The 23,245-nt window shown below is 65.9% G+C and carries 21 protein-coding genes and 1 other RNA gene; 9 read left to right on the forward strand and 13 right to left on the reverse strand.

Annotation, left to right across the window (positions count from 1 at the left end):
• The first annotated feature begins 4 nt into the window (after positions 1-4).
• The 4 genes from ACSQ1X_RS02840 (at position 5) to ACSQ1X_RS02855 (ending at position 2,406) form a co-directional block, all read left to right on the forward strand.
• The gene (locus ACSQ1X_RS02840; RefSeq protein WP_436056580.1) at positions 5-655 is read left to right on the forward strand and encodes a hypothetical protein; all 651 of its coding nucleotides are present in this window, start codon (positions 5-7) and stop codon (positions 653-655) included.
• Positions 656-660: 5 nt separating this feature from the next.
• Positions 661-978 (forward strand): putative quinol monooxygenase, encoded by a 318-nt coding sequence (locus ACSQ1X_RS02845; RefSeq protein ID WP_055801063.1) that lies wholly within the window; start codon positions 661-663, stop codon positions 976-978.
• Between the two features lie 75 nt (positions 979-1,053).
• Positions 1,054-1,347 carry a DUF503 domain-containing protein gene (locus ACSQ1X_RS02850; RefSeq protein WP_436056581.1) on the forward strand — a complete coding sequence of 98 codons (294 nt, stop codon included), beginning with the start codon at positions 1,054-1,056 and terminating at the stop codon, positions 1,345-1,347.
• Positions 1,348-1,464: 117 nt separating this feature from the next.
• On the forward strand, positions 1,465-2,406 hold the full coding sequence (locus tag ACSQ1X_RS02855) for a hypothetical protein (RefSeq protein WP_436056582.1): 942 nt from the start codon (positions 1,465-1,467) through the stop codon (positions 2,404-2,406).
• Between the two features lie 70 nt (positions 2,407-2,476).
• Here the strand turns inward: ACSQ1X_RS02855 and purL are convergent, their stop codons facing one another.
• Genes purL through purS form a run of 3 tightly spaced genes read right to left on the reverse strand, consistent with a single transcriptional unit; the run spans position 2,477 to position 5,818 of the window.
• Positions 2,477-4,795, reverse strand: a complete 2,319-nt coding sequence (purL, locus tag ACSQ1X_RS02860) for a phosphoribosylformylglycinamidine synthase subunit PurL (protein ID WP_436056583.1) — start codon at positions 4,793-4,795, stop codon at positions 2,477-2,479.
• On the reverse strand, positions 4,792-5,565 hold the full coding sequence (gene purQ / locus ACSQ1X_RS02865; protein ID WP_436056584.1) for a phosphoribosylformylglycinamidine synthase subunit PurQ: 774 nt from the start codon (positions 5,563-5,565) through the stop codon (positions 4,792-4,794). The genes purL and purQ overlap by 4 nt, the downstream gene beginning before the upstream one ends.
• Before the next feature lies 1 nt (position 5,566).
• On the reverse strand, positions 5,567-5,818 hold the full coding sequence (gene purS / locus ACSQ1X_RS02870) for a phosphoribosylformylglycinamidine synthase subunit PurS (protein ID WP_011690410.1): 252 nt from the start codon (positions 5,816-5,818) through the stop codon (positions 5,567-5,569).
• A gap of 264 nt (positions 5,819-6,082) precedes the next feature.
• Here purS and ACSQ1X_RS02875 point away from each other — a divergent pair, with 264 nt between their 5' ends.
• Together ACSQ1X_RS02875 and ACSQ1X_RS02880 are read left to right on the forward strand one after the other, a co-directional pair.
• Complete coding sequence (locus tag ACSQ1X_RS02875; RefSeq protein WP_055801054.1) at positions 6,083-6,268, forward strand: hypothetical protein; 186 nt, start codon at positions 6,083-6,085, stop codon at positions 6,266-6,268.
• Between the two features lie 299 nt (positions 6,269-6,567).
• Positions 6,568-9,705 carry a S8 family serine peptidase gene (locus ACSQ1X_RS02880; protein WP_436059246.1) on the forward strand — a complete coding sequence of 1,046 codons (3,138 nt, stop codon included), beginning with the start codon at positions 6,568-6,570 and terminating at the stop codon, positions 9,703-9,705.
• 115 nt (positions 9,706-9,820) lie between these two features.
• Here ACSQ1X_RS02880 and ACSQ1X_RS02885 read toward each other — a convergent pair whose 3' ends face one another.
• The 3 genes from ACSQ1X_RS02885 to ACSQ1X_RS02895 are packed head-to-tail and all read right to left on the reverse strand — an operon-like array spanning position 9,821 to position 11,692.
• Positions 9,821-10,204 carry a serine protease inhibitor gene (locus tag ACSQ1X_RS02885; RefSeq protein ID WP_436056585.1) on the reverse strand — a complete coding sequence of 128 codons (384 nt, stop codon included), beginning with the start codon at positions 10,202-10,204 and terminating at the stop codon, positions 9,821-9,823.
• Positions 10,201-11,145 carry a 3-methyladenine DNA glycosylase gene (locus ACSQ1X_RS02890; RefSeq protein ID WP_436056586.1) on the reverse strand — a complete coding sequence of 315 codons (945 nt, stop codon included), beginning with the start codon at positions 11,143-11,145 and terminating at the stop codon, positions 10,201-10,203. The genes ACSQ1X_RS02885 and ACSQ1X_RS02890 overlap by 4 nt, the downstream gene beginning before the upstream one ends.
• A 4-nt stretch (positions 11,146-11,149) precedes the next feature.
• Positions 11,150-11,692 (reverse strand): SSI family serine proteinase inhibitor, encoded by a 543-nt coding sequence (locus ACSQ1X_RS02895; protein ID WP_436056587.1) that lies wholly within the window; start codon positions 11,690-11,692, stop codon positions 11,150-11,152.
• A 279-nt stretch (positions 11,693-11,971) separates the two neighbouring features.
• Here ACSQ1X_RS02895 and ACSQ1X_RS02900 point away from each other — a divergent pair, with 279 nt between their 5' ends.
• The gene (locus tag ACSQ1X_RS02900) at positions 11,972-14,992 is read left to right on the forward strand and encodes a S8 family serine peptidase (protein WP_436056588.1); all 3,021 of its coding nucleotides are present in this window, start codon (positions 11,972-11,974) and stop codon (positions 14,990-14,992) included.
• Positions 14,993-15,037: 45 nt separating this feature from the next.
• Here ACSQ1X_RS02900 and ACSQ1X_RS02905 read toward each other — a convergent pair whose 3' ends face one another.
• Complete coding sequence (locus ACSQ1X_RS02905; protein WP_436056589.1) at positions 15,038-15,556, reverse strand: MarR family winged helix-turn-helix transcriptional regulator; 519 nt, start codon at positions 15,554-15,556, stop codon at positions 15,038-15,040.
• 78 nt (positions 15,557-15,634) lie between these two features.
• Here ACSQ1X_RS02905 and ACSQ1X_RS02910 point away from each other — a divergent pair, with 78 nt between their 5' ends.
• Positions 15,635-15,862, forward strand: a complete 228-nt coding sequence (locus ACSQ1X_RS02910) for a hypothetical protein (protein WP_028272231.1) — start codon at positions 15,635-15,637, stop codon at positions 15,860-15,862.
• Between the two features lie 159 nt (positions 15,863-16,021).
• Positions 16,022-16,204, forward strand: coding sequence for a hypothetical protein (locus ACSQ1X_RS02915; RefSeq protein ID WP_156372364.1), 183 nt, complete (start codon positions 16,022-16,024; stop codon positions 16,202-16,204).
• 144 nt (positions 16,205-16,348) lie between these two features.
• Here ACSQ1X_RS02915 and ACSQ1X_RS02920 read toward each other — a convergent pair whose 3' ends face one another.
• From ACSQ1X_RS02920 to ACSQ1X_RS02945, 6 genes are all read right to left on the reverse strand, one after another.
• The gene (locus ACSQ1X_RS02920) at positions 16,349-17,707 is read right to left on the reverse strand and encodes an aspartate kinase (RefSeq protein WP_055801034.1); all 1,359 of its coding nucleotides are present in this window, start codon (positions 17,705-17,707) and stop codon (positions 16,349-16,351) included.
• Positions 17,708-17,841: 134 nt separating this feature from the next.
• A complete protein-coding gene (locus ACSQ1X_RS02925; protein WP_436056590.1) occupies positions 17,842-18,429 on the reverse strand; it encodes a GNAT family N-acetyltransferase in 588 nt (195 codons plus the stop codon).
• Between the two features lie 21 nt (positions 18,430-18,450).
• Positions 18,451-19,050, reverse strand: coding sequence for a recombination mediator RecR (gene recR / locus ACSQ1X_RS02930; protein WP_055801029.1), 600 nt, complete (start codon positions 19,048-19,050; stop codon positions 18,451-18,453).
• Between the two features lie 60 nt (positions 19,051-19,110).
• Positions 19,111-22,416 carry a DNA polymerase III subunit gamma and tau gene (locus ACSQ1X_RS02935; protein ID WP_436056591.1) on the reverse strand — a complete coding sequence of 1,102 codons (3,306 nt, stop codon included), beginning with the start codon at positions 22,414-22,416 and terminating at the stop codon, positions 19,111-19,113.
• A gap of 51 nt (positions 22,417-22,467) precedes the next feature.
• Positions 22,468-22,564: signal recognition particle sRNA small type (gene ffs, locus ACSQ1X_RS02940), an RNA gene on the reverse strand.
• A 68-nt stretch (positions 22,565-22,632) separates the two neighbouring features.
• Complete coding sequence (locus ACSQ1X_RS02945) at positions 22,633-22,986, reverse strand: hypothetical protein (protein ID WP_055801023.1); 354 nt, start codon at positions 22,984-22,986, stop codon at positions 22,633-22,635.
• Positions 22,987-23,245 lie beyond the last annotated feature (259 nt).

A 23,245-nucleotide genomic window follows, 5' to 3' on the forward strand; every position in this document is an offset into this window, starting at 1 on the left:
GTGGATGCTGGAACAGAAAACCCTTGACCAACTGTGGAATTTTGACGACCCCGCCGGATCGGAAGTCCGCTTCCGGAAGGCCGCTGCAGATGAACACTACGACGCCGACGAACAGGCGGAACTCGCCACCCAGGTGGGACGGGCCATCGGCCTGCAGGGCCGCTACGAGGAAGCCGATGCGCTCCTGGACGCGATCGACGCCGACGAGCCCACCGTGGCCGTGCGGGTGCTGCTGGAACGCGGCCGGCTGCTGAACTCCAGTGGCCATGCCGCCATGGCCGTGCCTCTGTTTGAACAGGCCGCAGAACTCGCGGACCACCTCAGCGAGGAATTCCTGGCCGTTGACGCGCTGCACATGCTGGCCATCGCGGACCCTGCGCATGCCGAGTCCTGGACCCGCAGTGCCCTCGAGTACGCCTCCACGGTTCACGATCCGCGGACCAAACGCTGGATGGTCTCGCTGCACAACAACCTCGGCTGGACGCTGCACCAGGCCGGGCGCTTTACCGAAGCCTTGGTGGAGTTCCAGCTGGCCGAGCAGTGGGCTGAACGCGTCGGCACTCTCCAGCAGCAGAAATGGGCCCGTGAGGCGATCGAGGAGTGCGAGCATTCCCTTGCCGACGGGCTGACAGCAGAAACACAACGAAAGGCATAACCCCCGTGATCTTTATTGTCGTCAAGTTCAAGGTCAAGCCCGACTGGTCGGAGAAGTGGCTGGGCCTGGTGGAGGACTTCACCCAGGCGACGCGGCAGGAGCCAGGCAACCTGTGGTTCGACTGGTCCCGCAGCGTGGAGGACCCCAACGAGTTCGTCCTCGTGGAGGCCTTCAAGGACGACGCCGCGGGCGACCACGTCAACAGCGCACACTTCCAGAAGGCCATGGCGGACATGCCGCAGGCCCTCGCCGAAACGCCCCGGATCATCAGCCGCCAGCTCGACGGCGACGGCTGGGACCAGATGGGCGAACTCACCGTCTGATTTCATCGATTGCTCCGTGGCGGCCCTTTTGAGGCCTCAAAACGGCCGCTACGGAGCAATCGATAGGCTTATGGCATGTGGATCGGATGGATCGAGTTCGACATACTCCTGGGCGACGTTCACAGCCTCAAGGAGAAGCGTTCCGTGGTGCGTCCCCTGCTGGCGGAGCTGAAGCGGCGTTTCGAGGTGTCCGTTGCCGAGGTGGGTGACCACGAACAGTACCGGCGGGCGCAGTTGGGCGCGGGCCTGGTGGCTGCCGACCGCGCGCACCTCGTGGAGGTGCTTACCGCCGTCGAACGCTTCGTGGCCTTCCGCCCCGAACTCGAGCTCCTTAGCGCCCGCCAGCGGGAGCTCCGCAGCGACGACTGACTCATCGATTGCTCCGCACGGGCCCTTTTGACACCCCAAAACGGCCGTTACGGAGCAGCCGATGGGTCTTGTGGATAACTTCTGCGGGCTCGGGTGGCGTTCTGCTCTGATGAACCCATGAAGACTCCGCGCCCACTGCCCGTTGATTTCCAGGATCGACCCTTCACCGTGGTGGACGCGGCGCGCGCCGGAGTATCACCCAAACGGCTGCGGCACAGCTCCCTGAAGCGCCTGGGGAAGGGAATACGCGCGGAAAGCGCGACGGCGGAGCTCCCCTTGAGTATCAGGGTGCGGCCCTTCATTGAGGTCAACGAGCGATGCGCCGCATCGCACCTCACTGCGGCGGAACTGCTCTTGCTGCCGCGACGTCTGCAGAAGGGATCGCAGGATATGTTTCATGTCATCAGGCCTGAGGGCGAAGCCCATCTGAACCGGCCCCATGTCATTGTGCACCGGATGAAGCTGTACAGCGACGAGGTCACAACCGTCGAGGGCGTGCCCGTGACCACTCCGGAGCGGACCTGGCTGGACATGGCGGAGACGCTGTCAGTGGACGAGCTTATAGCCATGGGCGACAGCTGTGTTCGAGTGCCGCGGGCGGGCCTTGAGGACAGGGCCTTGCCGCTCTGCTGTCTGGCTGACCTTCAGCGGATGATTGACAGGCACAAGGGAAAGCGCGGATTGCGCAAGGCGAAGGAAGCCATCAAGCTCATCAGGGTGGGCTCCGACTCACCGCAGGAGACGCTCCTTCGGTTGGCAGTGGTCAGAGCCGGGTTGCCGGAACCGGAGTTGAACGTGCCCATCATCGGCCATGATGGTCTCCGCCATCACGAGCCTGACTTGTCATACCGCGAGTACCGGGTCGGGATCGAGTACGAAGGCGAGCATCACGGTGACGAGGTGCAAATCGTCATGGACATTGCCCGTTCTGAATGCTACGAGATGCTGGGATGGACTGAGGTTCGAATTTCCAAACGGCACATGCTGAACGACGCCAAGCCGGCGGTGGCCAAGGTTCGTACCGCGCTGGTCCAAGCAGGTTGGCGGCCCGGGCGTTAAGCAACGATTGCTCCGTAACTGCCGTTCTGAGGGTTCAAAAGGGCGGTTACGGAGCAATCGATGAGGGTGCCTAGTCGAAGTACTTCGGCAGCGTGGCCTCGTGCGCTTCGCGGAGGGCGGCGAGGGACAGGGTATCCACGCCGTTGATCTCCAGCTGGCCGCTGGCCGCGTCCACCACACCGATGCGGGTGTGGGCGAAGCCGCGGGCGGTGCACATGTCCGTGAAGCGGACTTCCTCGGAACGCGGCACACCAACAACGGCGCGGCCCTGCGTCTCGGAGAACAAGGCCGTGAACAGGTCCACGCCGTCGCGGTCCATGACGTCCTGCAGGGCAATCCGCGCACCGACGCCGTAGCGCAGCGAGGACTCCACCAGGGCTGCCGCGAGGCCGCCCTCGGAGAGGTCGTGGGCGGAGTCCACCATGCCGTCGCGGGAGGCGTTGATCAGGATTTCACCCAGCGCGCGTTCGGCGGCGAGGTCAACCTTGGGCGGCAGGCCGCCGAGGTGGCCGCGCATGTTCGCCCATTCGGATCCGTCCAGTTCTGCCGCGGTGGTGCCCAGCAGGTAGATGGCCTGGCCGTCTTCGCGCCAGCCCGACGGCGTGCGGCGGGCAACGTCGTCGAGCTTGCCCAGCACTGCCACCACGGGGGAGGGGTGGATGGGGGTGGTGCCGGTCTGGTTGTACAGCGAGACGTTGCCGCCGGTGACCGGGATGCCCAGCACCATGCAGGCGTCGGACAGGCCGCGGATGGCCTCGGCGAGCTGCCACATGACATCCGGGTCCTCGGGGGACCCGAAGTTCAGGCAGTCGCTGACGGCCATCGGCACGGCGCCGGAAGTGGCGACGTTGCGGTAGGCCTCAGCCAGGGCGAGCTGTGCGCCGTGGTACGGGTCGAGGTAGGTGTAACGGCCGTTGGCGTCGGTGGCCAGGGCCACGCCCAGGCCGGTTTCCTCGTCCACCCGGACCACACCGGCGTCGTCCGGAAACGCCAGCGCGGTGTTGCCGCCGACGTAGCGGTCGTACTGGTTGGTGATCCAGTCCTTGCTGCACATGTTCGGCGAGGCAATGAGCTCGGTCACGGCAGCGGCGAGTTCCGCAGGGGCGGCGGGTCGGCCGGCGTCCTGGACTGATCCGGTGAAGGAGTCGGCCTGGACGGAGTCCTGCCATTCAGGGCGGGCGTACGGACGGTCGTAGACCGGACCGTCGTGGGCAACGGTGCGCGGGTCGACGTCGACGATGACTTCGCCTTCCCAGGTGATGATCAGGCGGCCGGTGTCGGTCACCTCGCCCAGCCAGGAGTACTCCACGGCCCACTTGTCCATGGCTGCTTCGAAGGCGGCGATGTTCTCGGGGGTCACCACGGCCATCATGCGTTCCTGCGACTCCGACATGAGGATCTCGCCCGGGGTCAGGGTGGGGTCGCGCAGCAGGACCGAGGTCAGCTCGACCTGCATGCCGCCGTCGCCGTTGGAGGCGAGCTCGGACGTGGCGCAGGAGATGCCTGCGGCGCCCAGGTCCTGGATGCCCTCAACGAGTGAACCCTTGAACAGCTCCAGGCAGCACTCGATCAGGACCTTCTCGGCGAAGGGGTCGCCTACCTGGACCGCGGGGCGCTTGGACGGCTTGGTGTCGTCGAAGGACTCCGAGGCCAGTACCGAGGCGCCGCCGATGCCGTCGCCGCCGGTGCGGGCACCGAACAGCACCACTTTGTTGCCCTTGCCGGAGGCGTTGGCGAGGCGGATGTCCTCGTGGCGCATGACGCCGACAGCCAGCGCGTTCACCAGCGGGTTGCCCTGGTAGACGGAGTCGAAGACCATTTCGCCGCCGATGTTCGGCAGGCCCAGGGAGTTTCCGTAGCCGCCGATGCCGGCAACGGCACCGTGCATGACACGGGCGGTGTCCGGGTGGTCGATGGCGCCGAAGCGCAGCGGATCCATCACGGCCACCGGGCGGGCACCCATGGAGATGATGTCGCGGACGATGCCGCCGATGCCGGTGGCGGCGCCCTGGTAGGGCTCCACGAACGACGGCGAGTTGTGGGACTCGATCTTGAACGTCACGGCCCAGCCGTCGCCCAGGTTGGTGACACCGGCGTTTTCGCCGATGCCCACCAGCATGTCCTTCTTCATTTCGTCGGTCACCTTTTCGCCGAACTGGCGCAGGTGGTTCTTCGAGGACTTGTAGGAGCAGTGCTCGCTCCACATCACGGAGTACATGGCGAGCTCGGCGCCGGTGGGGCGGCGGCCCAGGACCTTGACGACCTCGTCGAACTCGTTCTGCTTCAGGCCCAGCTCGGCCCAGGGGAGTTCGGTGTCCGGGGTCTTGGCAGCGTTCTCGACCGTGTCGATGTTGAACTTCCTGCCGACGGTTTCAGCTGAAGTACTCACTTGGCGCCTCCCACAATCTTGTTCAATACGGAGGTGAAGAAACCGAGGCCGTCGGTGTCCGAGCCGCCGATGCCGTCGAGGGATGCCGGGCCGAAGCCGGCCTCCACGGCGTGCTCGGGGTGCGGCATCAGGCCCACCACGTTGCCGGCGGCGTTGGAGATGCCGGCGATGTCGCGGCGCGAGCCGTTCGGGTTGAAGCCCACGTAGCGGAACACCACGCGGCCTTCGGCCTCCAGGGCATCCAGGACCTTCTCGTCCGCGATGTACTGGCCGTCCTGGTTCTTCAGCGGAACGGTGATTTCCTGGCCGGCCTCGTAGTCGAGCGTCCACGCAGTGTTGCTGTTTTCAACGCGCAGGACCTGGTCACGGCACATGAATTTCAGGTGGTCGTTCTTGATCATGGAACCGGGCAGCAGGTGCGATTCGGTCAGGATCTGGAAGCCGTTGCAGATGCCCAGCACAGGCAGCTTGGCGTCGGAGTTGGCCGCATCGATGATCTTGGACATCAGCGGCGCAAAGCGGGCAATGGCGCCGGCGCGGAGGTAGTCACCGTAGGAGAATCCACCGGGAATCACGACGGCATCGACGTCACCCAGCGCGCTGTCCGCGTGCCAGAGCGGCACTGCGGTGCCGCCGGCCAGCCGGACTGCACGGGCGGCGTCGCGGTCATCCAGTGTGCCGGGGAAGGTGACGACGCCGATCTTCGCACCCGCGAGCTGGGGGTGCGCGGCGACAGCGACCGCCTCGCCGATCAAGGGAAGTTCAGTCATCTCAGGCCTCGACGACCTCGACGTTGACGACATCCTCGATGACGGGGTTCGACAGCAGGGTTTCTGCGGCGTTCCGGGCCTGAGCCAGGATTTCCTCGGTCACCTCGCCGTCGACAGTGAGTTCAAAGCGCTTGCCCTGGCGGACAGAGCTAAAGGCAGTGAAGCCCAGCCGCGGGAGTGCACCCACGATGGCCTTCCCCTGCGGGTCCAGAATCTCGGGCTTGGGCATGACGTCGACGACGATCCGGGGCATCCGGTAACTCCTGTGCGTGAGCGTTGGGTAAGGGCGCAGCGGAGTGATGCCGTCTCACGCTGGTCTGCTGCTGTATTCACAGCCACTGCGGACTCCAAACATAAGACAGCGGGAACGAGCGCTCCGCGAGCTTGCCTGCCCATTCTACCGGGCGCAATGCGTCAAGCCGCATTCGTGCGTGGACTGTGAAATGGGGCACTCGCCGGAGTGCGCAGAACGACGCCGGCTCTGGTGGTGCGCTGGTGCGCTCAGTAGGATTGCGGCATGGCTCAGAAACCCAGATCCGTCCTTCTTCCGGTCATGGCCGCGGCAGTGTTCGCAGGCCTGGGCCGAATGGTCATCCAGAAGATCAAAGCCGATCGCGCGGCCCGGGAAACAAACGTAGCCGGCCCCATCGACGCGAAGACACGCGAGTGGATCAGCGAGGTTGTCCGGACTCCGCGCCAGTAAGGCCGGTTTCCCGATCCCGGGACCTGAACCCGGGACCTGAACCCCTGACCTGAACATCTGACTTGAACTGAGGGCGGTTTCCACTGCGGAAACCGCCCTCAGTCGTGCCCTGCCCAAGCCCGAGATGACAAAAGCAAAACGATACTTGTGTCCTATGTCATATCCGGCTCTCACTCTGTACTGTTTGACTCGGCTGGTCTCGCCGGATGACAGGAACTGTCGATCCGGCTGTCATTTCCCAGCTGACCGAGACCGGCCGCACCGCCGGACCCGTACCTCATGAAAGGTTTCAGTCGCTCGTGAAATCAAAAGGAATAAGCCTTGTCCGGGGCGGGGGACTCCGGAAGGCTGCAGCGTTGGCTGTGGGCCTCCCGCTGCTGCTCTCCTCCGTCGCGGTGGGTCCCGCTACCGCGGCACCCACCGAACCCAACGGGGTTGAACAGGCAAAAAACGTCAACCCGACAGATTACAAGGACGGCCGCTACATCGTTGTCCTGGCTGAGAAAGCCGCGGCAGCCTACGAAGGCGGAACGGACGGCATAGCGGCAACCAAACCGCAGCAGGGCCGCAAGCTGGATGCCGGGAGCCAGAACTACAAGGCGTACGACGCACACCTCCGCAAGGCCCAGCGTGACGTCGCGTCCAAGCAGGGCGTGACCCCGTCCAAGCAGTTCACTGGCGCGCTCAACGGCTTCGTCGCTGAGCTCACCGCGCTGCAGGCAACCGAACTTGCCAAGGACGCCAATGTGCTCCTGGTGGCACCGGATGTGGAGAACACCCCGGACTACACCACCACTGACTTCCTGAAACTCACGGGCAGCGAGGGAGCCTGGGCGAAGCAGTTCGGCGGCGAAGCCGGTGCCGGGAAGGGCGTGGTGGTCGGCGTGATCGACTCCGGCTACGCCCCGGACAATCCCTTCCTGCAGGGGGACGCGGTGCAGCCGCTCAAGGGCAAGGCTGAGGTGGGCGTCCCCTATCTCACGGCGGGCGGCAAGATCGCCATGCTCAAGTCGGACGGCACCACCTTTGAAGGCGAATGCCAGAAGGGCATCGAGTCAGGGGCTTCGTTTGACGGGACGCTCTGCAACTCCAAGGTGGTCGGCGCCCGCTACTTCGCAGACTCCTTCCGTCAGTACGTGACGCCCGAACACCGCGCCCCGGAGGAACTGATCTCCCCGGTGGACGTGGGCAGCCACGGCACGCATACGGCCACCACCGCCGCCGGCAACGCCAACGTGGAGCAGGTCATCGACGGCGCCAGCTTCGGCAGGAGCTCCGGCGTTGCACCGGCCGCGAAAGTCTCCGTCTACAAGGTCTGCTGGGAAGACGACAATCCCGCTACGGGCGGCTGCTACTCGTCCGCCTCGGTCGAAGCTGTTGACGCGGCCATCAAGGACGGGGTGGACGTCCTCAACTACTCCATTTCCGGCAACACCAACAGCACCTCGGATCCCGTTGCGCTGGCCTTCCTGAACGCGGCCGCGGCCGGCGTGTTCGTTTCGGTCTCGGCCGGCAACTCCGGACCCACCGTTTCCACCGTGAACCACGCCTCGCCGTGGCTGACCACCGTCGCAGCCTCAACGTTCCCCAGCGACCTGCTGGGCACGGTCAAGGTATCCGACGGCAGCATGTACCGCGGTGCGTCCATCATGAAGACTGAAGTCAAGGACGCCGGCGTGGTTGTTGCCGCCGACGCTGCGGCCCCGGATGCGCCAACGGCCGCGAACCTGTGCGGCCCGGGAACGCTGGACGCCGCCAAGGTCAGCGGCAAGGTCGTAGTCTGTGACCGCGGCGTCGTGGACCGCACGGCCAAGAGCCTCGAGATCCAGGCAAAGGGCGGTGTGGGCATGATCCTGGTCAACCTGTCCTCCAGTTCCGAAGATGCAGACAACCACGTGCTGCCCACCGTCCACGTCAATGCCCCCAAGAGCCTGGAACTCAAATCCAAGCTTGCTGCCAATCCGGCGCTCACGGTGAGCCTTCTCAAGGGTGACCTCACCGGCCAGCCGCTCGCCCCGGCCCCTCAGGTGGCAGGGTTCTCCTCGCGGGGCCCCAGCCTGGCCTCCGGCGGCGACCTCCTGAAGCCGGACATTTCGGCTCCCGGCGTGAACGTCCTCGCGGGCGTTTCCACCATCGGCAACAACGGCGCGCAGTTCGGCTTTATGTCCGGCACCTCCATGGCTGCCCCGCACATCGCCGGCTTCGGAGCCCTGGTGCTCAGCAAGCAGCCCAAATGGTCGCCTGCCATGGTCAAGTCCGCGATGATGACCACCGCCTACCCGCTGGTCAACGCCGACGGCACCCCCAACCGGAACCCGTTCGAAGGCGGCGCCGGGCACATTGACGCCACCCGGGTCCTGGACCCGGGACTCGTGTACAACTCGGACATCAAGCAGTGGCTGGCCTTCCTGAACGGCCAGGGCGTGGCGACCGGTGCACCCCAGGCCGGCACCATTGCCGCGCGCGACCTCAACCTGCCGTCCATTGCACTGGGCAGCCTCGTGGGCGAGATCCAGGTCAAGCGCCAGATCACGGCGCTGATGCCGGGAACATACCGGCCCGTGGTGGACCTGCCCGGCGTCAGCGTCCACGTGGAGCCGCAGATGCTGAACTTCGCCAAGGCAGGGCAGACCCGCGAGGTCACCCTCACCATCAAGAACGTCAGTGCGCCGGTGGGCAAGTTCGCCACGGGCACCCTGACGTGGAAGGGCCCGCGCACGGTCAGCTCGCCCATTGCGGTCCGTCCGGTGGACGCCCAGATTGCCCCGTCGTTCGCCTTCAGTTCGGCCACCGGCACCGGCAGCGGAACCCTGGACCTGGTCTCCGGCTCGGACGCACCCATCGCGGTGGGAGTCGAAGGGCTTGCGCCCTTGTCCGAGACGGCCGTCACCAAGACACCCGGCGCCTATGCGGCAAAGAATGACGAGCACAACGCACTCGTCAAAGTGGACGTGCCCGCCGGCGCCACCTTCGCCCGGCTGGGGATCCAGGCCGGAACGGACGACGTCGACTGGGACATGGTGGTCTACGCACCCAATGGAAGCGGCGGCCTCGTGGCAACCCAGGTAGCAGCGGCATCCGCCAGTGAGTTCCTGGACCTTGAATCGCCGCGTGCAGGCACCTACTACATCGTGGCGAACCTCTACTCCACCCCGGATAACGGACCTGCCTCGGCGGTCGTCCAGGCGGTTTCGTTCCCTGGCAAGCCGGAGGCGAAGCTCGCCGTCAACCCGAACCCGATCGTTGCCCCCAACGGCACGGCCACCACGGCGACAGCCAGCTGGACCGGCCTGGAACCGGGATCCTACCTGGGACGCCTGAGCCTGGGCACAAACGGGATCAAGACGTGGATCAACGTCAAGGTGGGCACCGCAGCGGCGTCCAACCCTGCCGGAGTCCCGGCGATCACGACTGCTGACGCGGTTCCGGGAACCTAACCCCGAGCACCGACTGTAAACAGCCGTAAGGAACGTCCCGGCAGCCGCAAGGCCCCCGGGACGTTCCTGCGTGATGGGCCTGTTCGCTCAGGTCCGGCAGATTAGACCGGACTGCTCAGGTTTGGCCGGTGGATCCGGGTGTGCCGCCGAAGAGCGGCGCGAGGGAGCGCCACCGCGCAATTTCGCACCCGTCGGTCAGGCTGAAATGACTGTTGACAGGGCGGCCATGGAACATCCCCGTGACCACGGCCACCTGCGGGCCGCCGTACTGCTGCGTGCAGAGCATGTCGGCCCGCCGCGGCGTGAAGAAGGCTTCCTCACCAAAACGTTCGACGGCGGCAAGCGCCGCCGCAGGGTCCGGCAGCGTTGCGCCGTCAACCGCAGCGGCCTGGGGCGATGTACCCCTGCGCACGACCAAGCGGAACTCATACTGCGGCGCGCCCGGAGCCTCCGTCAGCCGGACGGTCAGGTCCACGTCCAGGTCCACGTCGGCCGTCATTCGCCGTCCCCAAGCTCGTCGATCAGGGGCGCCAGGGCTTCCAGTAGCCGTCCCCGCAGTTCCTGGGCCTCGGCGGAGAATCCACGCTGATATTCAACGTACTCCGCCTTGCCGGCGGCGGTTTCTATCGGTATGGGCGGGTATCCCCACTCTTCGAGGTCGTAGGGGGACGCCTGCATATCCATGGCGCGGACGCGCCAGGACAGTTCGAAGCAGTCCATCACGAGTTCACTGGGAAGGGCGGGCGCCAGCTTGTAGGCCCACTTGTACAAGTCCATGTTGGCGTGCAGGCAGCCGGGCTGCTCCATGGACCGCTGGTTGTCCCGGCTCGGAGTGAGTTCGTTCAGGGGTGCGGCATCCGGAGTGTAGAAGCGGAAGGCATCAAAGTGGGAGCACCGGATCCTGTTGTCCTCCACCACCCGGTCGGTGCCAGCCGCCCCCAGGCGCAGCTGCAGGTATTCGTGGCGCAATTCAAACTTGTCCTGGCGGTACACCATTGCCCACTCGTGCAGGCCGAAGCAGCCAAACTGGGCGGGCCGCAACGCCGTGCCGCGCAGGATGATCCCGGCGAACTGCAACGCCTCCTTGCGTTCGGCGAGGAACGAGGTGAGGTCGACAGTCGCGGCCGTGGTGCCGGGCGGCAGGCCAGCGGCGGCAAGGTCGCCGTCGTCGAGCATTGTGTAGTACTTCCAGCCGGAGCGGGCGGCGGCTTCCGGCCCGGTCAGGACGACGCCGGCGCCCGGGTGCCAGCGCAGGAGCTGGCCCGGTTTCTGGGTGTAGTACGTGAAGAGGAAATCCTCCACGGGGTGTTTCTTACCGGCCGAGCGGCGGGCAAGGTAGGGGTCGGCATAGCGCCGGACCCGGGCCTGATGGGCTGCTTCGAGGCGCTGCCAGGCGTCCGCCGGCAGCGCCTTCTGCTGGCCGTGCTTCAGAATCTGCATCAGCCTAGGAAACCCCGCCTGCGGAGCCCAGGATGTCCTTGGCCGCATTCCACAGGCCGATTTCGCAGCCGTCCCTGCGGGCGAAGGATGAATCCACCGGCGACCCGTCCACGATCCCGGTGACAGTGGCCTCCTGCGGGCCGCCATATTGCTGGGTGCAGGCCTGGTCCGTGCTGCGGGGAGCCGGGCTGAGCGCCGCCGGGTTGTCCTTCAACGCGGTGCAGGCCGCAGCAGCCGAGGGGTGGCTGCTTTCGGCCGTCGGAACGCCGCCTTTACACACCAGCGTGTAGTTCAGCGCGGCTTCCGATTCCGACGGCTTGACCATAATGGCGAGCTCGGCGTCCCCCTTGCCGGGCCCGGATGTGGCGGGCGCCGACGCCGGCGGAGGAGAGGGGGCCGGGACCGTAGTTTCTGTGTCCGGCGAGGGCGTAGCCGAGGGGCTGGAGGTAGCAGAGGAAGAAGGGCTTGGGCCGCCACCGCCCGGCGAGCAGGCAGCGAGACCGGCGACGGATACCAGGACGAGCGCGTGAATCCATGCCTTACGCATTACCGGTCCTCCTCATTTTGGTCCATTCTATCGCCGCAGCCCCACGATGAACCCTGCCGTTCGGCCCGGCCCCGGTCTTGGGCGCGCCAGTCCGGGCACCCCGGCGCGGCCGGCGATTAAATCTGTCCCGGACATCTCGATTCCGCGGCCCCACTCCGGTATGTTTCTCACATCACTGGATGTATGGCCTCACGCCCACGTTTCGCCGACGTGGACGGATACATCCGGGAGGTGGGACCGGTTATGCCCCCGGTCCGGCAACCTAGGAGGCCGTTCGTCATGACTCACCCGCCTGTGGGCTCCCGCCTTCAAAGCAGAAATCCAGCCACACGCCTCGGCGCCGCCGTCGCTTTGGGAATTGCACTCATGATCGGCCAGGGGCTGGCGGCGCCCGCCCAGGCAGCCGCGGACCCCGTTGTGGAAGACACGCCGTCGCTCGACGCCGGACGCTACATCGTGATGTTGAAGGACAAACCCCTGGCCGCCTACACGGGCGGCATCGAAGGCATCCCCGGGACGGCCGCGTCCAACGGCAGAAAGCTCGACGCCGGCAGCGCTGAGTCCCAGCGCTACTCGGCACACCTGGAGTCAGAGCAAAGCAGGCTGGCCGCGGAGGAGGGTGTGGCCATCGACGACAACTACACACTGGCGGTGAACGGCTTCAGTGCGGAGTTGTCCGCGAAGCAGGCCAGCGCGTTAAGCAAGGACGGAAGCGTCCTTGCTGTCGTTAAGGACAGCTTGAACAAAATTGACTACTCCAGCACCGAATTCCTGGGTCTGCCAGGTCCTGATGGGGTCTGGGCACAACAGTTTGCCGGCGTCGCCAACGCAGGCAAGGGAACTGTCGTGGGAGTCCTGGACACGGGCTACACACCGGGCAATCCGTTCTTTGCCGGCGAACAGGTGAAGCCGCTGGCCGGAGCGCCCCAAGTGGGCGAGCCGTACCTGTCGCCCGCAAACCAGATCACCATGCTGAAAGCGGACGGCAGCACTTTCACGGGCGTCTGCGAGGCGGGCGTCGAATTCGCCGGAACAGAGTGCAACAGCAAGGTTATCGGCGCCCGGTACTACGACGAAGCCTTCAAGGCAGGCGTACCACCGGGGCTGCGCTCGCCGAGGGAAACGTTCTCACCACGGGACATCAACAACCACGGGTCGCACACCGCCAGCACCGCCGCGGGAAACACCGATGTCAGCCAGGCCGTGGGCGGCCGGGACTTCGGCAAGGGTTCTGGCGTTGCCCCGGGTGCGAAGCTCGCCGTCTACAAGATCTGCTGGGAGGGCGTCAGCCCCGCAACCACCGGCTGCTTCGCCTCCAGCGCAGTGGAGGCCATTGAGGATGCGATCAGGGACGGGGTCGACGTCCTGAGCTACTCCATCTCCGGCACCAACAACTCCGCCGCCGACCCGGTGTCCATCGCGTTCCTGAATGCTGCGGCGGCCGGGATCTTCGTGGCCGCTTCAGCCGGCAATTCCGGCCCGGCGGCCGGCACCGTCAACCACGCCGCTCCGTGGGTTACCAGCGTGGCTGCCTCCACCCACAGCAGCAGCCTCCGCGGCACGGTGGAGCTGTCCAGCGGCGAGAAGTTCGCGGGCGCCAGCATCATGGCCACGGAAGTTGCGGATGCGCCCATCGCGCTCGCTGCCACTGTGAAGGCCGCAGGTGCACTGGATGCCAATGCCGCACTGTGTGCGCCCGGCACGCTTGACCCGGCCAAGACAGCCGGCAAGATCGTAGTCTGCGACCGGGGTGTGGTGGACCGGACGGCCAAGAGCATGACCGTGGCCCAGGCCGGCGGTGTCGGCATGGTCCTGGTCAACCTGACAACCAACTCACTGGATGTGGACCTGCACAGCGTTCCCACGGTCCACCTCGACGATCCCGCCATCAAGGAGGCCGTAGGGGCGGACACGGCGTTGACGGCGAGCCTGGTGTCCACCGACACCACCGGCCAGGACCCGCCACCGGTCCCGCAGATCGCCGGGTTCTCCTCCCGCGGGCCCACCCTTGCGGCCAGTGGTGACCTCCTGAAACCGGACATTGCGGCTCCCGGCGTGGGCGTCCTTGCTGCTGTCTCGCCGGCAGGTTCCAACGGCCAGAACTTCGGGTTCCTGTCCGGGACGTCCATGGCAGCGCCGCATATTGCCGGACTCGGGGCACTGTTGCTAGGCAAGAACCCCCTGTGGTCCCCGGCCACGGTCAAATCAGCCATGATGACCACGGCCTACGATCTGGTGGATGCCGAGGGATCTCCCGTCCACGACGTCTTCGCCCAGGGCGCCGGACAGATCGATCCGGCACGGATGGCAACGCCGGGGCTGGTGTACGACGCCGGCCCCAGCGACTGGCTCGGTTTCCTGCAGGGCCAGGGCTATCAGCTGGGCGTTGCGCCGGTGGCCGCCAAGGACGTCAACCTGCCCTCCATCGCGATCGGCGGGCTCACCGGCACGCAAACCGTGACGCGGACAGTGACCGCGTTGACGGCCGGAACCTACAGTGCGGAAGTCGATGTTCCCGGAATCACGGCTGAGGTGACCCCGGACGTGCTGACCCTGGCCGAAGGCGAGAAAGCCACATTCACGGTGCAGTTCACGAACTCCGGCGCGGCCCTGGACGCCTTCGTTGGCGGATCGCTGACCTGGAGCTCTGGTGAAGCCACTGTCCGAGTGCCAGTGGCCATCCGTTCAGTGACCGCTGTTGCGCCGGCGGTGGTTAATGCCGCTTCCGCGGGCGGCACGGGCAGCATCGTCATTCCGGTAACGTCCGGCAGCCCCGAGCCGATCGACGTCACCGTCAAGGGGCTCGCCAAGGCAAACTCGACGGCGATCAGCCTGGTTCCCGGGCCATACACCGGGGTCAAGGACGCCGCGAACGACGTTCAGATCGTCACGGTTGCGGCAGGTTCGTCGCTGGCCAAGTTTGCGGTGAACTCCGCCAATCCGGCAGCGGACTTCGATTTATACGTGGTCTCTCCGGCGGGGCTCTTGTATCCGGGGGCTACGCCTGCTGCCAGCGAGGCAGTGTCCATCACGGATCCCGTGGCAGGTGACTGGAAGGTGACCACCAACCTGTTCGCCAGCCCCGGCGGCGCGGCGACTGCAGCTTCGGTTGACGTGATGATCCTTGGGGGAGACGCCGGAAACCTGACGGTGAGCCCTAATCCACTCAACATTGAAAACGGCACCACCGGTGAGCTTACGGCCAGCTGGGCCGGACTGGCGGCGGGCAACTGGGTGGGCCTGATCAAGTACGGAACGGGGCCGACAACGCAGCTGAATGTCGGCGTAACAGCGCAGTGATTGCCGGCCGCGGCTGCCATCCGGGCCGGGCGGGGCGGGTCCGGGCTAAGCTCGTGCGGACTCTTCGCCTGTGTTGTCCCATCCGGCGGCGTCCCGTTCGGCTGCGGTCCTGGTGGCGGCGATCAGGTCCGTCATCGCCTGGTGCAGTGCGCCTACCTGGTCGCGGGTCAGGCCCAGGCGTTCCATCATGGTGCCGGGAACCGCCGTCGCCTGCTGCCGGAGAGCAGCGCCACTCGGTGTCAGCCCCACGGCCAGAGCGCGCTCGTTGCCGGCAGCGCGGCCGCGGGTGATGTATCCGGCCGCCTCGAGGCGGCGCAACAGCGGCGAGATCGTGGCCGGTTCCTGGGCCAGCGCATCGCTGATGTCCCGGACGGTGCGGGGGCTGGACTCCCACAGGCACAGCATCACAAGGTACTGCGGATGGGTCAGTCCCAGTGTGTCCAGAACCGGCTTGTACGCGCCCACGACGCTTCGGGACGCTACCGTCAGGGCGAAGCAGAGCTGGTGTTCCAGCAGGAGGTCTTCGTCAGACGCTTCGATGGCCGCGGCCGAGCGCTGATTCATCGGCATACTCTCAATCGTTAGGGGGCTAATCATTAGCGTACACTGGATTGGACTCGACCGTTCTGAAGGGAACCCGCAATGGCTAACAAGGAAAACGCCTCCCAAAGGTTCATGCGCGCCACCGGCAAGCTCCGTGCCATCTTCGGGCCGGCGAACCGCAGTGCCTTGGGCCATGAGATGACCGACGAGAACAAGGCGCTGCTTTTGCGCCGGGAAGCGGAGTCCCAGCAGTGGGAAACCATCCGCAGGCCGGACGGCAGCACGTATGTAGTGCCCAGGAATCCGGAGGATAAGTCCCTCCGCTAGCCTGCGAACCGGGGTGCCGCACACTGGCATGCGGGCCGGGGCCTTTTTCTGTCCCCGGGCGTAAAATATGGGCACAGATACCAACCGGCCAATGCATCACTGCTTGACCCGAGCAAGGGAAAGGGGGTGGGAATTGTGGCAAAGGCGATACAGCGCTTCATGATGAAGACCGACAAGCTGCGGTTCTTCTTTGGACCAGCCACCCGCGGTGATCCAACAGTCCCCGTTGTTCACAAGCACGACGACTTTGAGGCTGCTTCCGAAGAGGACCTCGCCCATTTCGAGGTAGAGACAGACTCCGAGGGACACCACTACGCAGTCCGCAAGGAAGACATCACGTAGGCCGTTGCGGCGCAAGGCCGGAGCTGCAACCCCTTTGCAGCCCATCAACACCACAAAAGGAACGGCACCGCGGGTTCCCTGCGGTGCCGTTCCTTTTGTGGTGTTCTTTTATTGCACTGGTCCTGGGACCCGGGCGGGCCTGCCTTAGCGGCCGGTGCCGCCGTACACAGTTGCTTCGTCTTCGCTGTCCAGGTCAAATGCCTTGTGGATGGCCCGGACTGCATCATCCAGCAGGTCGGCGTGCGTCACCACGGAGATGCGGATTTCCGACGTCGAGATCATGTTGATATTGATGCCGGCATCGGAAAGCGCCTTGAAGAACGTGGCCGAGACGCCGGGGTGGGAGCGCATGCCGGCGCCGATCAGCGAAAGCTTGCCGATCTGTTCGTTGTACTCGATGCTTTCGAAGCCGATTTCCGGCTGGGCCGCACGGAGGGCGGCGAGGGCGTCGGCACCTTCCACGATGGGGAGCGTGAAGGAAATGTCCGTCCGGCCCGTTCCATGCGTGGAGACGTTCTGAACGATCATGTCGATGTTGGAGTGTGCATCGGCGATCACCTGGAAGATCGCGGCGGCCTTGCCCGGGATGTCCGGGACGCCCACCACAGTGACCTTGGCTTCGGAACGGTCGTGTGCAACGCCGGAGATGATTGGCTGCTCCAAGGCAACTCCCTCTTGAGTCTTGATCTTGTCGTCGGCTCCGGGCATGACCCAGGTGCCTTCGTTCTGGCTGAATGACGAACGAACGTGCAAAGGCACGCCGAATCGCCGCGCGTATTCCACGCAACGCAGGTGCAGGATCTTGGCGCCGGAAGCTGCCAGCTCCAGCATTTCTTCGCTGGAGATGCGGTCGATCTTCTGGGCGGAGGGCACAACGCGGGGATCCGCCGTGTAGATGCCGTCCACGTCCGTGTAGATCTCGCAGACATCGGCGTCCAAGGCGGCGGCGAGGGCCACCGCGGTGGTATCGGATCCGCCGCGTCCCAGGGTGGTGATCTCGTTGGTGGTGCGGCTCATTCCCTGGAAACCAGCCACGATGGCGATGTGCCCCTTGTCCAGGGCGGTGCGGATCCGGTGGGGGTCGACGTCGATGATGCGCGCCTTGCCGTGGATGCCGTCGGTGATCATGCCGGCCTGCGAGCCCGTGAACGACTGGGCAGAGGCACCGAGCTTGTTGATGGCCATGGCCACCAGGGCCATGGAAATGCGCTCACCGGCGGAGAGGAGCATGTCCATTTCACGCGCGGGGGCAGCGTCGGTGACCTGGGCGGCAAGGTCCAGCAATTCGTCCGTGGTGTCACCCATGGCGGAGACCACCACGACGACTTCGTTGCCGGCCGTTTGTGCATCGACGACGCGCTTGGCAACCCGTTTGATGCCGTCCGCGTCGGAAACTGATGAGCCGCCGAACTTTTGCACGATGAGCTGTTTGGTGCGGGCAGTAGCGACAGGCAGCACGCCGGGCTGGTTCTCGGTTTTCACTTCGGTAGTGGGCATACTCATGCGCGCACCCTCACTGCATCAAATCGGGGTTCCGGGGCCAAGCAACCAAAAACGGCGCGACGGCGTAACTGATGTGCCCAGTTTATCGCCGGGAACAGCGCCGCGCTGAATTGTGACCGCATGGTGGCCTCCCGTTAGTCATCTTCGACAAGGGGCGACGCGGCGCGGTCCAGGCGGTAGCGCCACGAGGCCAGCCCCTTGCCATAGGTGTCCTGGGCGGCGGTGAAATATTGATCCTGGACGAAGCCGAGACCTTCCAGGAGGCGCCGCGAAGCGGTGTTCGGTTCGTAGACGCCAGCGTAGATGGCGTTCGTTCCGCGCTCGGTGAAGAGCCAGCGGACCAGTGCCCCGGCGGCTTCGCTACCGTACCCCTTGCCGTGGTGGTTCGGGTGGAGGAGGTAGCCAAGGCTGGCAAAGTCCGCCGGAATGCCGCCCGGCAGCGGCGGCTCGGCCGTGTTCCATGTGCGGGCGTCGCCGATCACGGCGCCGGTCGAGCGGAGGACTACCGCCCAGGCGTAGTGGAACCAATCGGCCGTGGAGCGTTCAGCGCGGACCAGCAGTTCAGCAAGGAGCCGGTCCGTTTGCCCCGCCGTCAGGGGTTGATGCGACAAATAGCGGACTGCGTCGGGATGGCCCCGGAATCCTCGGAGGGCGGCTGCGTCGGCTTGCGCCACGAGGCGCAGTTCCAGGCGTTCAGTGACAATGGAGGCAATCGATTCCATGGTGTGCCGTCGCTGTCGGGATCAGCTCAGGGCGTTGCGGCGGCCCTCGAAGGCGCGCCCCAGGGTGACCTCATCCGCGTACTCCAAATCTCCGCCCACCGGCAGACCGGAAGCCAGCCGGGTGACGGTGATGCCGATCGACTTCAGCATCCTGGCCAGGTAGGTGGCGGTAGCCTCGCCCTCAAGGTTGGGGTCCGTGGCGATGATGATTTCCTGGATGGCGCCGTCGTTCAGCCGGGTGAGGAGTTCCCTGATGCGCAGCTGCTCCGGGCCGACTCCGGCGATGGGGTTAATCGCGCCCCCGAGGACGTGGTAGCGGCCTCGGAAGGAACGGGTTCGCTCGACTGCCAGGACGTCCTTGGACTCCTCCACAACGCAGATGACCGAGGGATCCCGGCGCGTATCGCGGCAGATGTTGCACAATTCCTGCTCGGTGACGTTGCCGCACACCGTGCAGAACTTCACCCGTTCCTTCACCGTGGTGATGGCTTCGACGAGCCGCTTCATGTCCTGCGGGTCCGCCTCGAGGATATGGAAAGCCAGCCGCTGGGCGGACTTGGGCCCCACCCCGGGAAGGCGGCCCAGTTCGTCGATCAGCTCTTGAACTGCACCTTCGTACACAATGTCCTCGTTCGTTTGACTCGTTGGTTTGAAGGATGCCCGCACATCCCGCGGGGAAGGCTAGAAGCGGGGGGCGATCGGGCTGCCGTCCAAGGACCGTTCCTCCACCAGTTTTCCGCCCAGAATACGCTCGACGGCGGCGCGTCCAAACACGCTCGATTCCTCGATCGTTTCGTCGTCCGGGCTGGGTGTGTCCTGGACATAGGTCTTGACCGCCTCGGCCTGTCGCGCAGGGGCCTTGGCCCTGCCGGCTTCCGCCTCGGGGCTGTTGGACAGCCGCTGGTACAGGCTCTGCTTCACCGCGCCGGGCGCGGTTGCAGGGGCCGGGGCCGTCTGGGCGGGAGCGGACGCGTAGGCCGCCGGTGCAGTTGCGGACGCGATGTTCCGGACATCCGGGCCGGCCATCGCTGTCGACGGGTCAGTGGCCGTGGCGGGAACATACTGCGCGGACGTTGCCCAGCCTGCGCCGGGGGCACTGTTCGCACCAGCCAGTGCACCCACCGGCTGCCGGATTTCGGCCGGACGCGGGGAGCCGTCCGGTTGGTGGGCGGAGGCTTCGTCAGTCGTCCCGCCGGGCCGGGGGAGCTGGGCCGCCGCCGGCTCGTACTGGGGCGCCTGAGGTTCTGGAACCACAGGAATGCCGGCGCGGTCCGGGTCTTCCACGGACTTGCCGACGTTCGACTCGGCACCTACGGTCCAGACGCCCGGAGCCTCTTCCTTGGCACGGGACCATGGATCATCGTTGGAGAGCTCGCCCGCCACACGTGACGAGTCGGCGGAAGTCGACCTCCGGGAAGGCTGTTCGCGGGAGATCCTACTATCCGTTCGTGCACGTTCCGGTGCGCCGGGAGAGGTCCTGCCGGACTGGGCCGGCACTGATGGGACCGGCCCTGACTGCGCCGAGCCTGACTGCGCCGAACCTGACTGCGCCGAACCTGACTGCGCGGAGCCTGACTGCGCAGAGCCTGACTGCGCCGGAACGGACGGAGCCCAGTCCATGGGCGGCTCCTCGTCCAGTGGGGGAGCATCTTCGTCCAGGGGCGGGCCCCAGTCATCGTCGGGGTAGCTGTAGGAACCGGACGCGTCATCTTGCGGCCGCTGTGCCGGGCGGACCTGCGCTGGCTCAAGTTCGTTGGCGGCGTTGGCCTCGTTGGCAGCGGTGGCAATGTTTGTGGCCTTGAGCGTGTCGGCAGGGCCGGCAGGCTCGGCGGCACGGAGCGGAGAGGTGTCCGCGACCTGACGGCCGGCAGGCGTGGCGGCCGGGCGGTGAGCCGCAGGGCTCACCGCGGGGCCTGCGGCCGGCGCAGCGGTTGCGGGGGCAAGACCCCAGGCAACGTCAGCGGACGTCGCCGGAGGTTCCTGGCTAGCGGGTGCTTTTGGGTTTGGCTCAGAGCTCGCTGAGCTGCTGGCGCCGCCGGACACTGCATTGATCTGGCAGTCGATCCCCACGGTTTTGTGGATTGCCTGGCGAAGATTTTCCGAATGGTCTGCCCGGCCGAAGGCACCGGCCAGTCCGGACGTGGTGAAGGCCAAGGTGAGCACCTGGCCGTCGAACTGGCTCACCTGGGCGTTGGGTTCCACAAGGGCCCAGGTGCTTCGCTTGATTTTGCTCAGGGTCTGCAGGACATCAGGCCAGGCGCGGCGCAGGACCTCGACGTCGCCGGCGGGGCCGTGGGCCGCAGGGTTGCCGGCCGCCGCCGTCTGGGCCGCTTCGGACTTCAGGGGTGTGCGCTCAGCCGCAACCGGTTCAGCCGGTATTGGCGTTGCGGGCGCGGAAGCCGCGGCAGGTGCAGGCGGGACCTGCTGAGCAGCGGAACGTGAGGGCGCCTGGGTGGCCGGGCCCCGATTCGCGGAGGGCTCGTCAACAGGCCAGTCGGTGGTGGAAACCCGCGGCGGAGTGATGGATTCGCGCGCGGGCGCTTCGCTTCGTCCTGCGGCGGCTTCGACCGCGGGGACGGGTGCCTGAACCGGCGCTGCCTGAACCGGTGGTGCCTGTACCGGCGCTGCCTGAACCGGCGGTGCCTGAACCGGTGGTGCCTGAACCGGTGGTGCCTGTACCGGTGCCGCCGGAGCTGGTTCGGGTGCGGCGGCGGGCGCGGGGGAAACAGCGGGGCCAGCGGAAGCCGCCGGGGCAGGCACAGGTGCGGCCGGCGGGATCGGCGCTGAAGCAGCGGCGGGAGCACCGACGTCGTTCCCGCCGTAGTTCAGGCGCCGCTCCACGCGGTCGATCCGGGCGGCGATGCCGCGTTCGGTCTGCTCGGAATTGGGGAGAAGGATTCGGGCGCACAGTAGCTCAAGGTGAAGCCGCGGCGACGTTGCCCCGGTCATCTCGGTGAGTGCAGTGTTGGTGACGTCTGCCGCCCGGGAGAGCTCGGCTGCGCCCAGGTTGTGGGCCTGGTTCTTCAGCCGGGCTATCTGGTCAGCCGGCATGCCGCGCAGGATCGACTGGGCGCTCTCCGGCATTGCCTGGACGATGATGAGGTCGCGGAAGCGCTCCAGCAGATCCTCCACGAAGCGGCGCGGATCGTGGCCGGTCTGGATGACGCGGTCCACAGCACGGAATACAGTGGCTGCATCCGAGGCTGCCACCGCTTCAACGACGTCATCCAGAAGGGACGCGTGGGTGTAGCCCAGCAGTGCCACAGCGAGTTCATAGTCCAGTCCCGCGGGGCCGGCGCCGGCCATCAACTGGTCCAGGACAGACAGCGAATCCCGGACGGAACCGCCGCCGGCGCGGATCACCAAGGACAGCACTCCCGGCGCCACGGGAACGTTTTCCTGGTTGCAGAGCAACTCAAGGTAGGCCATGAGGGGCTCGGGCGGGACCAGCCGGAACGGGTAGTGGTGGGTCCGCGAACGGATGGTGCCGATCACCTTGTCCGGCTCGGTGGTGGCAAAGATGAACTTGATGTGTTCCGGCGGCTCTTCCACGATCTTGAGCAGGGCGTTGAAGCCTGCCGAAGTGACCATGTGGGCTTCGTCGATGATGAAGATCTTGTACCGGTCCCGGACAGGGGCGTACGTGGCGCGTTCGCGAAGGTCTCGGGCGTCGTCCACGCCGCCGTGACTCGCGGCGTCGATCTCGATCACGTCAAGGGAACCGGAGCCGCCGCGCGCAAGCTCGATGCAGCTGGGGCAGGTGCCGCAGGGGGTGTCCGTGGGGCCCTCGGCACAGTTCAGGCAACGGGCCAGGATGCGGGCCGAGGTGGTCTTGCCGCAGCCGCGCGGACCGGAAAACAGGTAGGCGTGATTGACGCGGTTCTTGCGCAGCGCCGTCATCAGCGGCTCCGTGACGTGTTCCTGCCCGATAACGTCAGCAAAGGAGTCTGGACGGTATCTGCGATAAAGGGCGGTTGTAACACTCACAGAGAAAACCCTACCAATCCGGGCTGACAGTTTGCCGCCCTGTGGGGGAATAGTAAAGACCCCCCATGCACCCGCCAGAGCCCATTTACCCTTGCTACCTTCCGGTCCTGGGGGAGTTCAACAGGATGACGCCACATGAGGGGCCGTCAATGAGTTTACCCGATGATTTGGTGTGCCCCGAATCGGCTCCTGGCGGCCCGTTTCAGCCCGCTCCGGTTACCTCCCCGGGCCATTCTGCGCTGTCGAGAATGGGTGCCCGTTGACCGCCCAGCTCATCAGTGCGGGCTCCTCGTAGGGGTGGGCCAGACGCAGGGCAGCCACGACGGCGTCGAGCACGTCTTCGTCAACAACGCATTCGATCCTTATTTCCGGAACCTGTTCGCTGTGGCCCTCCGAACCGATAAACGGCCGGGACCCGGCGAGCGGAGTGAACCGGCCGGTGCCAGGGGCGGTGAACGCGCAGTGCGAATAATTCCCGATCCGCCCGGCGCCCGCATCGCCCACGGCTGCCAGGACAGCCTCCGCGTGGTCTGCGGGAACGTAGGTCACCAGGGCATGCAGTTGCGTCATCCGCCCATCTTCTCAGTAGCTGCGGAAGGGCAGTGACAAATGGCTAACGCCACAAGTCGATAACGGTCGGCCGATAATGCGGTAGGAACCCTTGCTTATCATCGGCACAAAGCGGACGATGGATATGTACACCGATTGGGGCAATCTCAACTTGAACTCAAGGTTGTGAGCTGCAGGGCCTGGCGCGAGGGCCGGACCCGGCAGCTCAACGGTGTTCCGGAAGAGTGGGCGCATTGGGGGCGTCCATTTTTGCGTTAAT

This window comes from Arthrobacter sp. LjRoot78 (assembly GCF_964254335.1).
Lineage (GTDB): Bacteria > Actinomycetota > Actinomycetes > Actinomycetales > Micrococcaceae > Arthrobacter.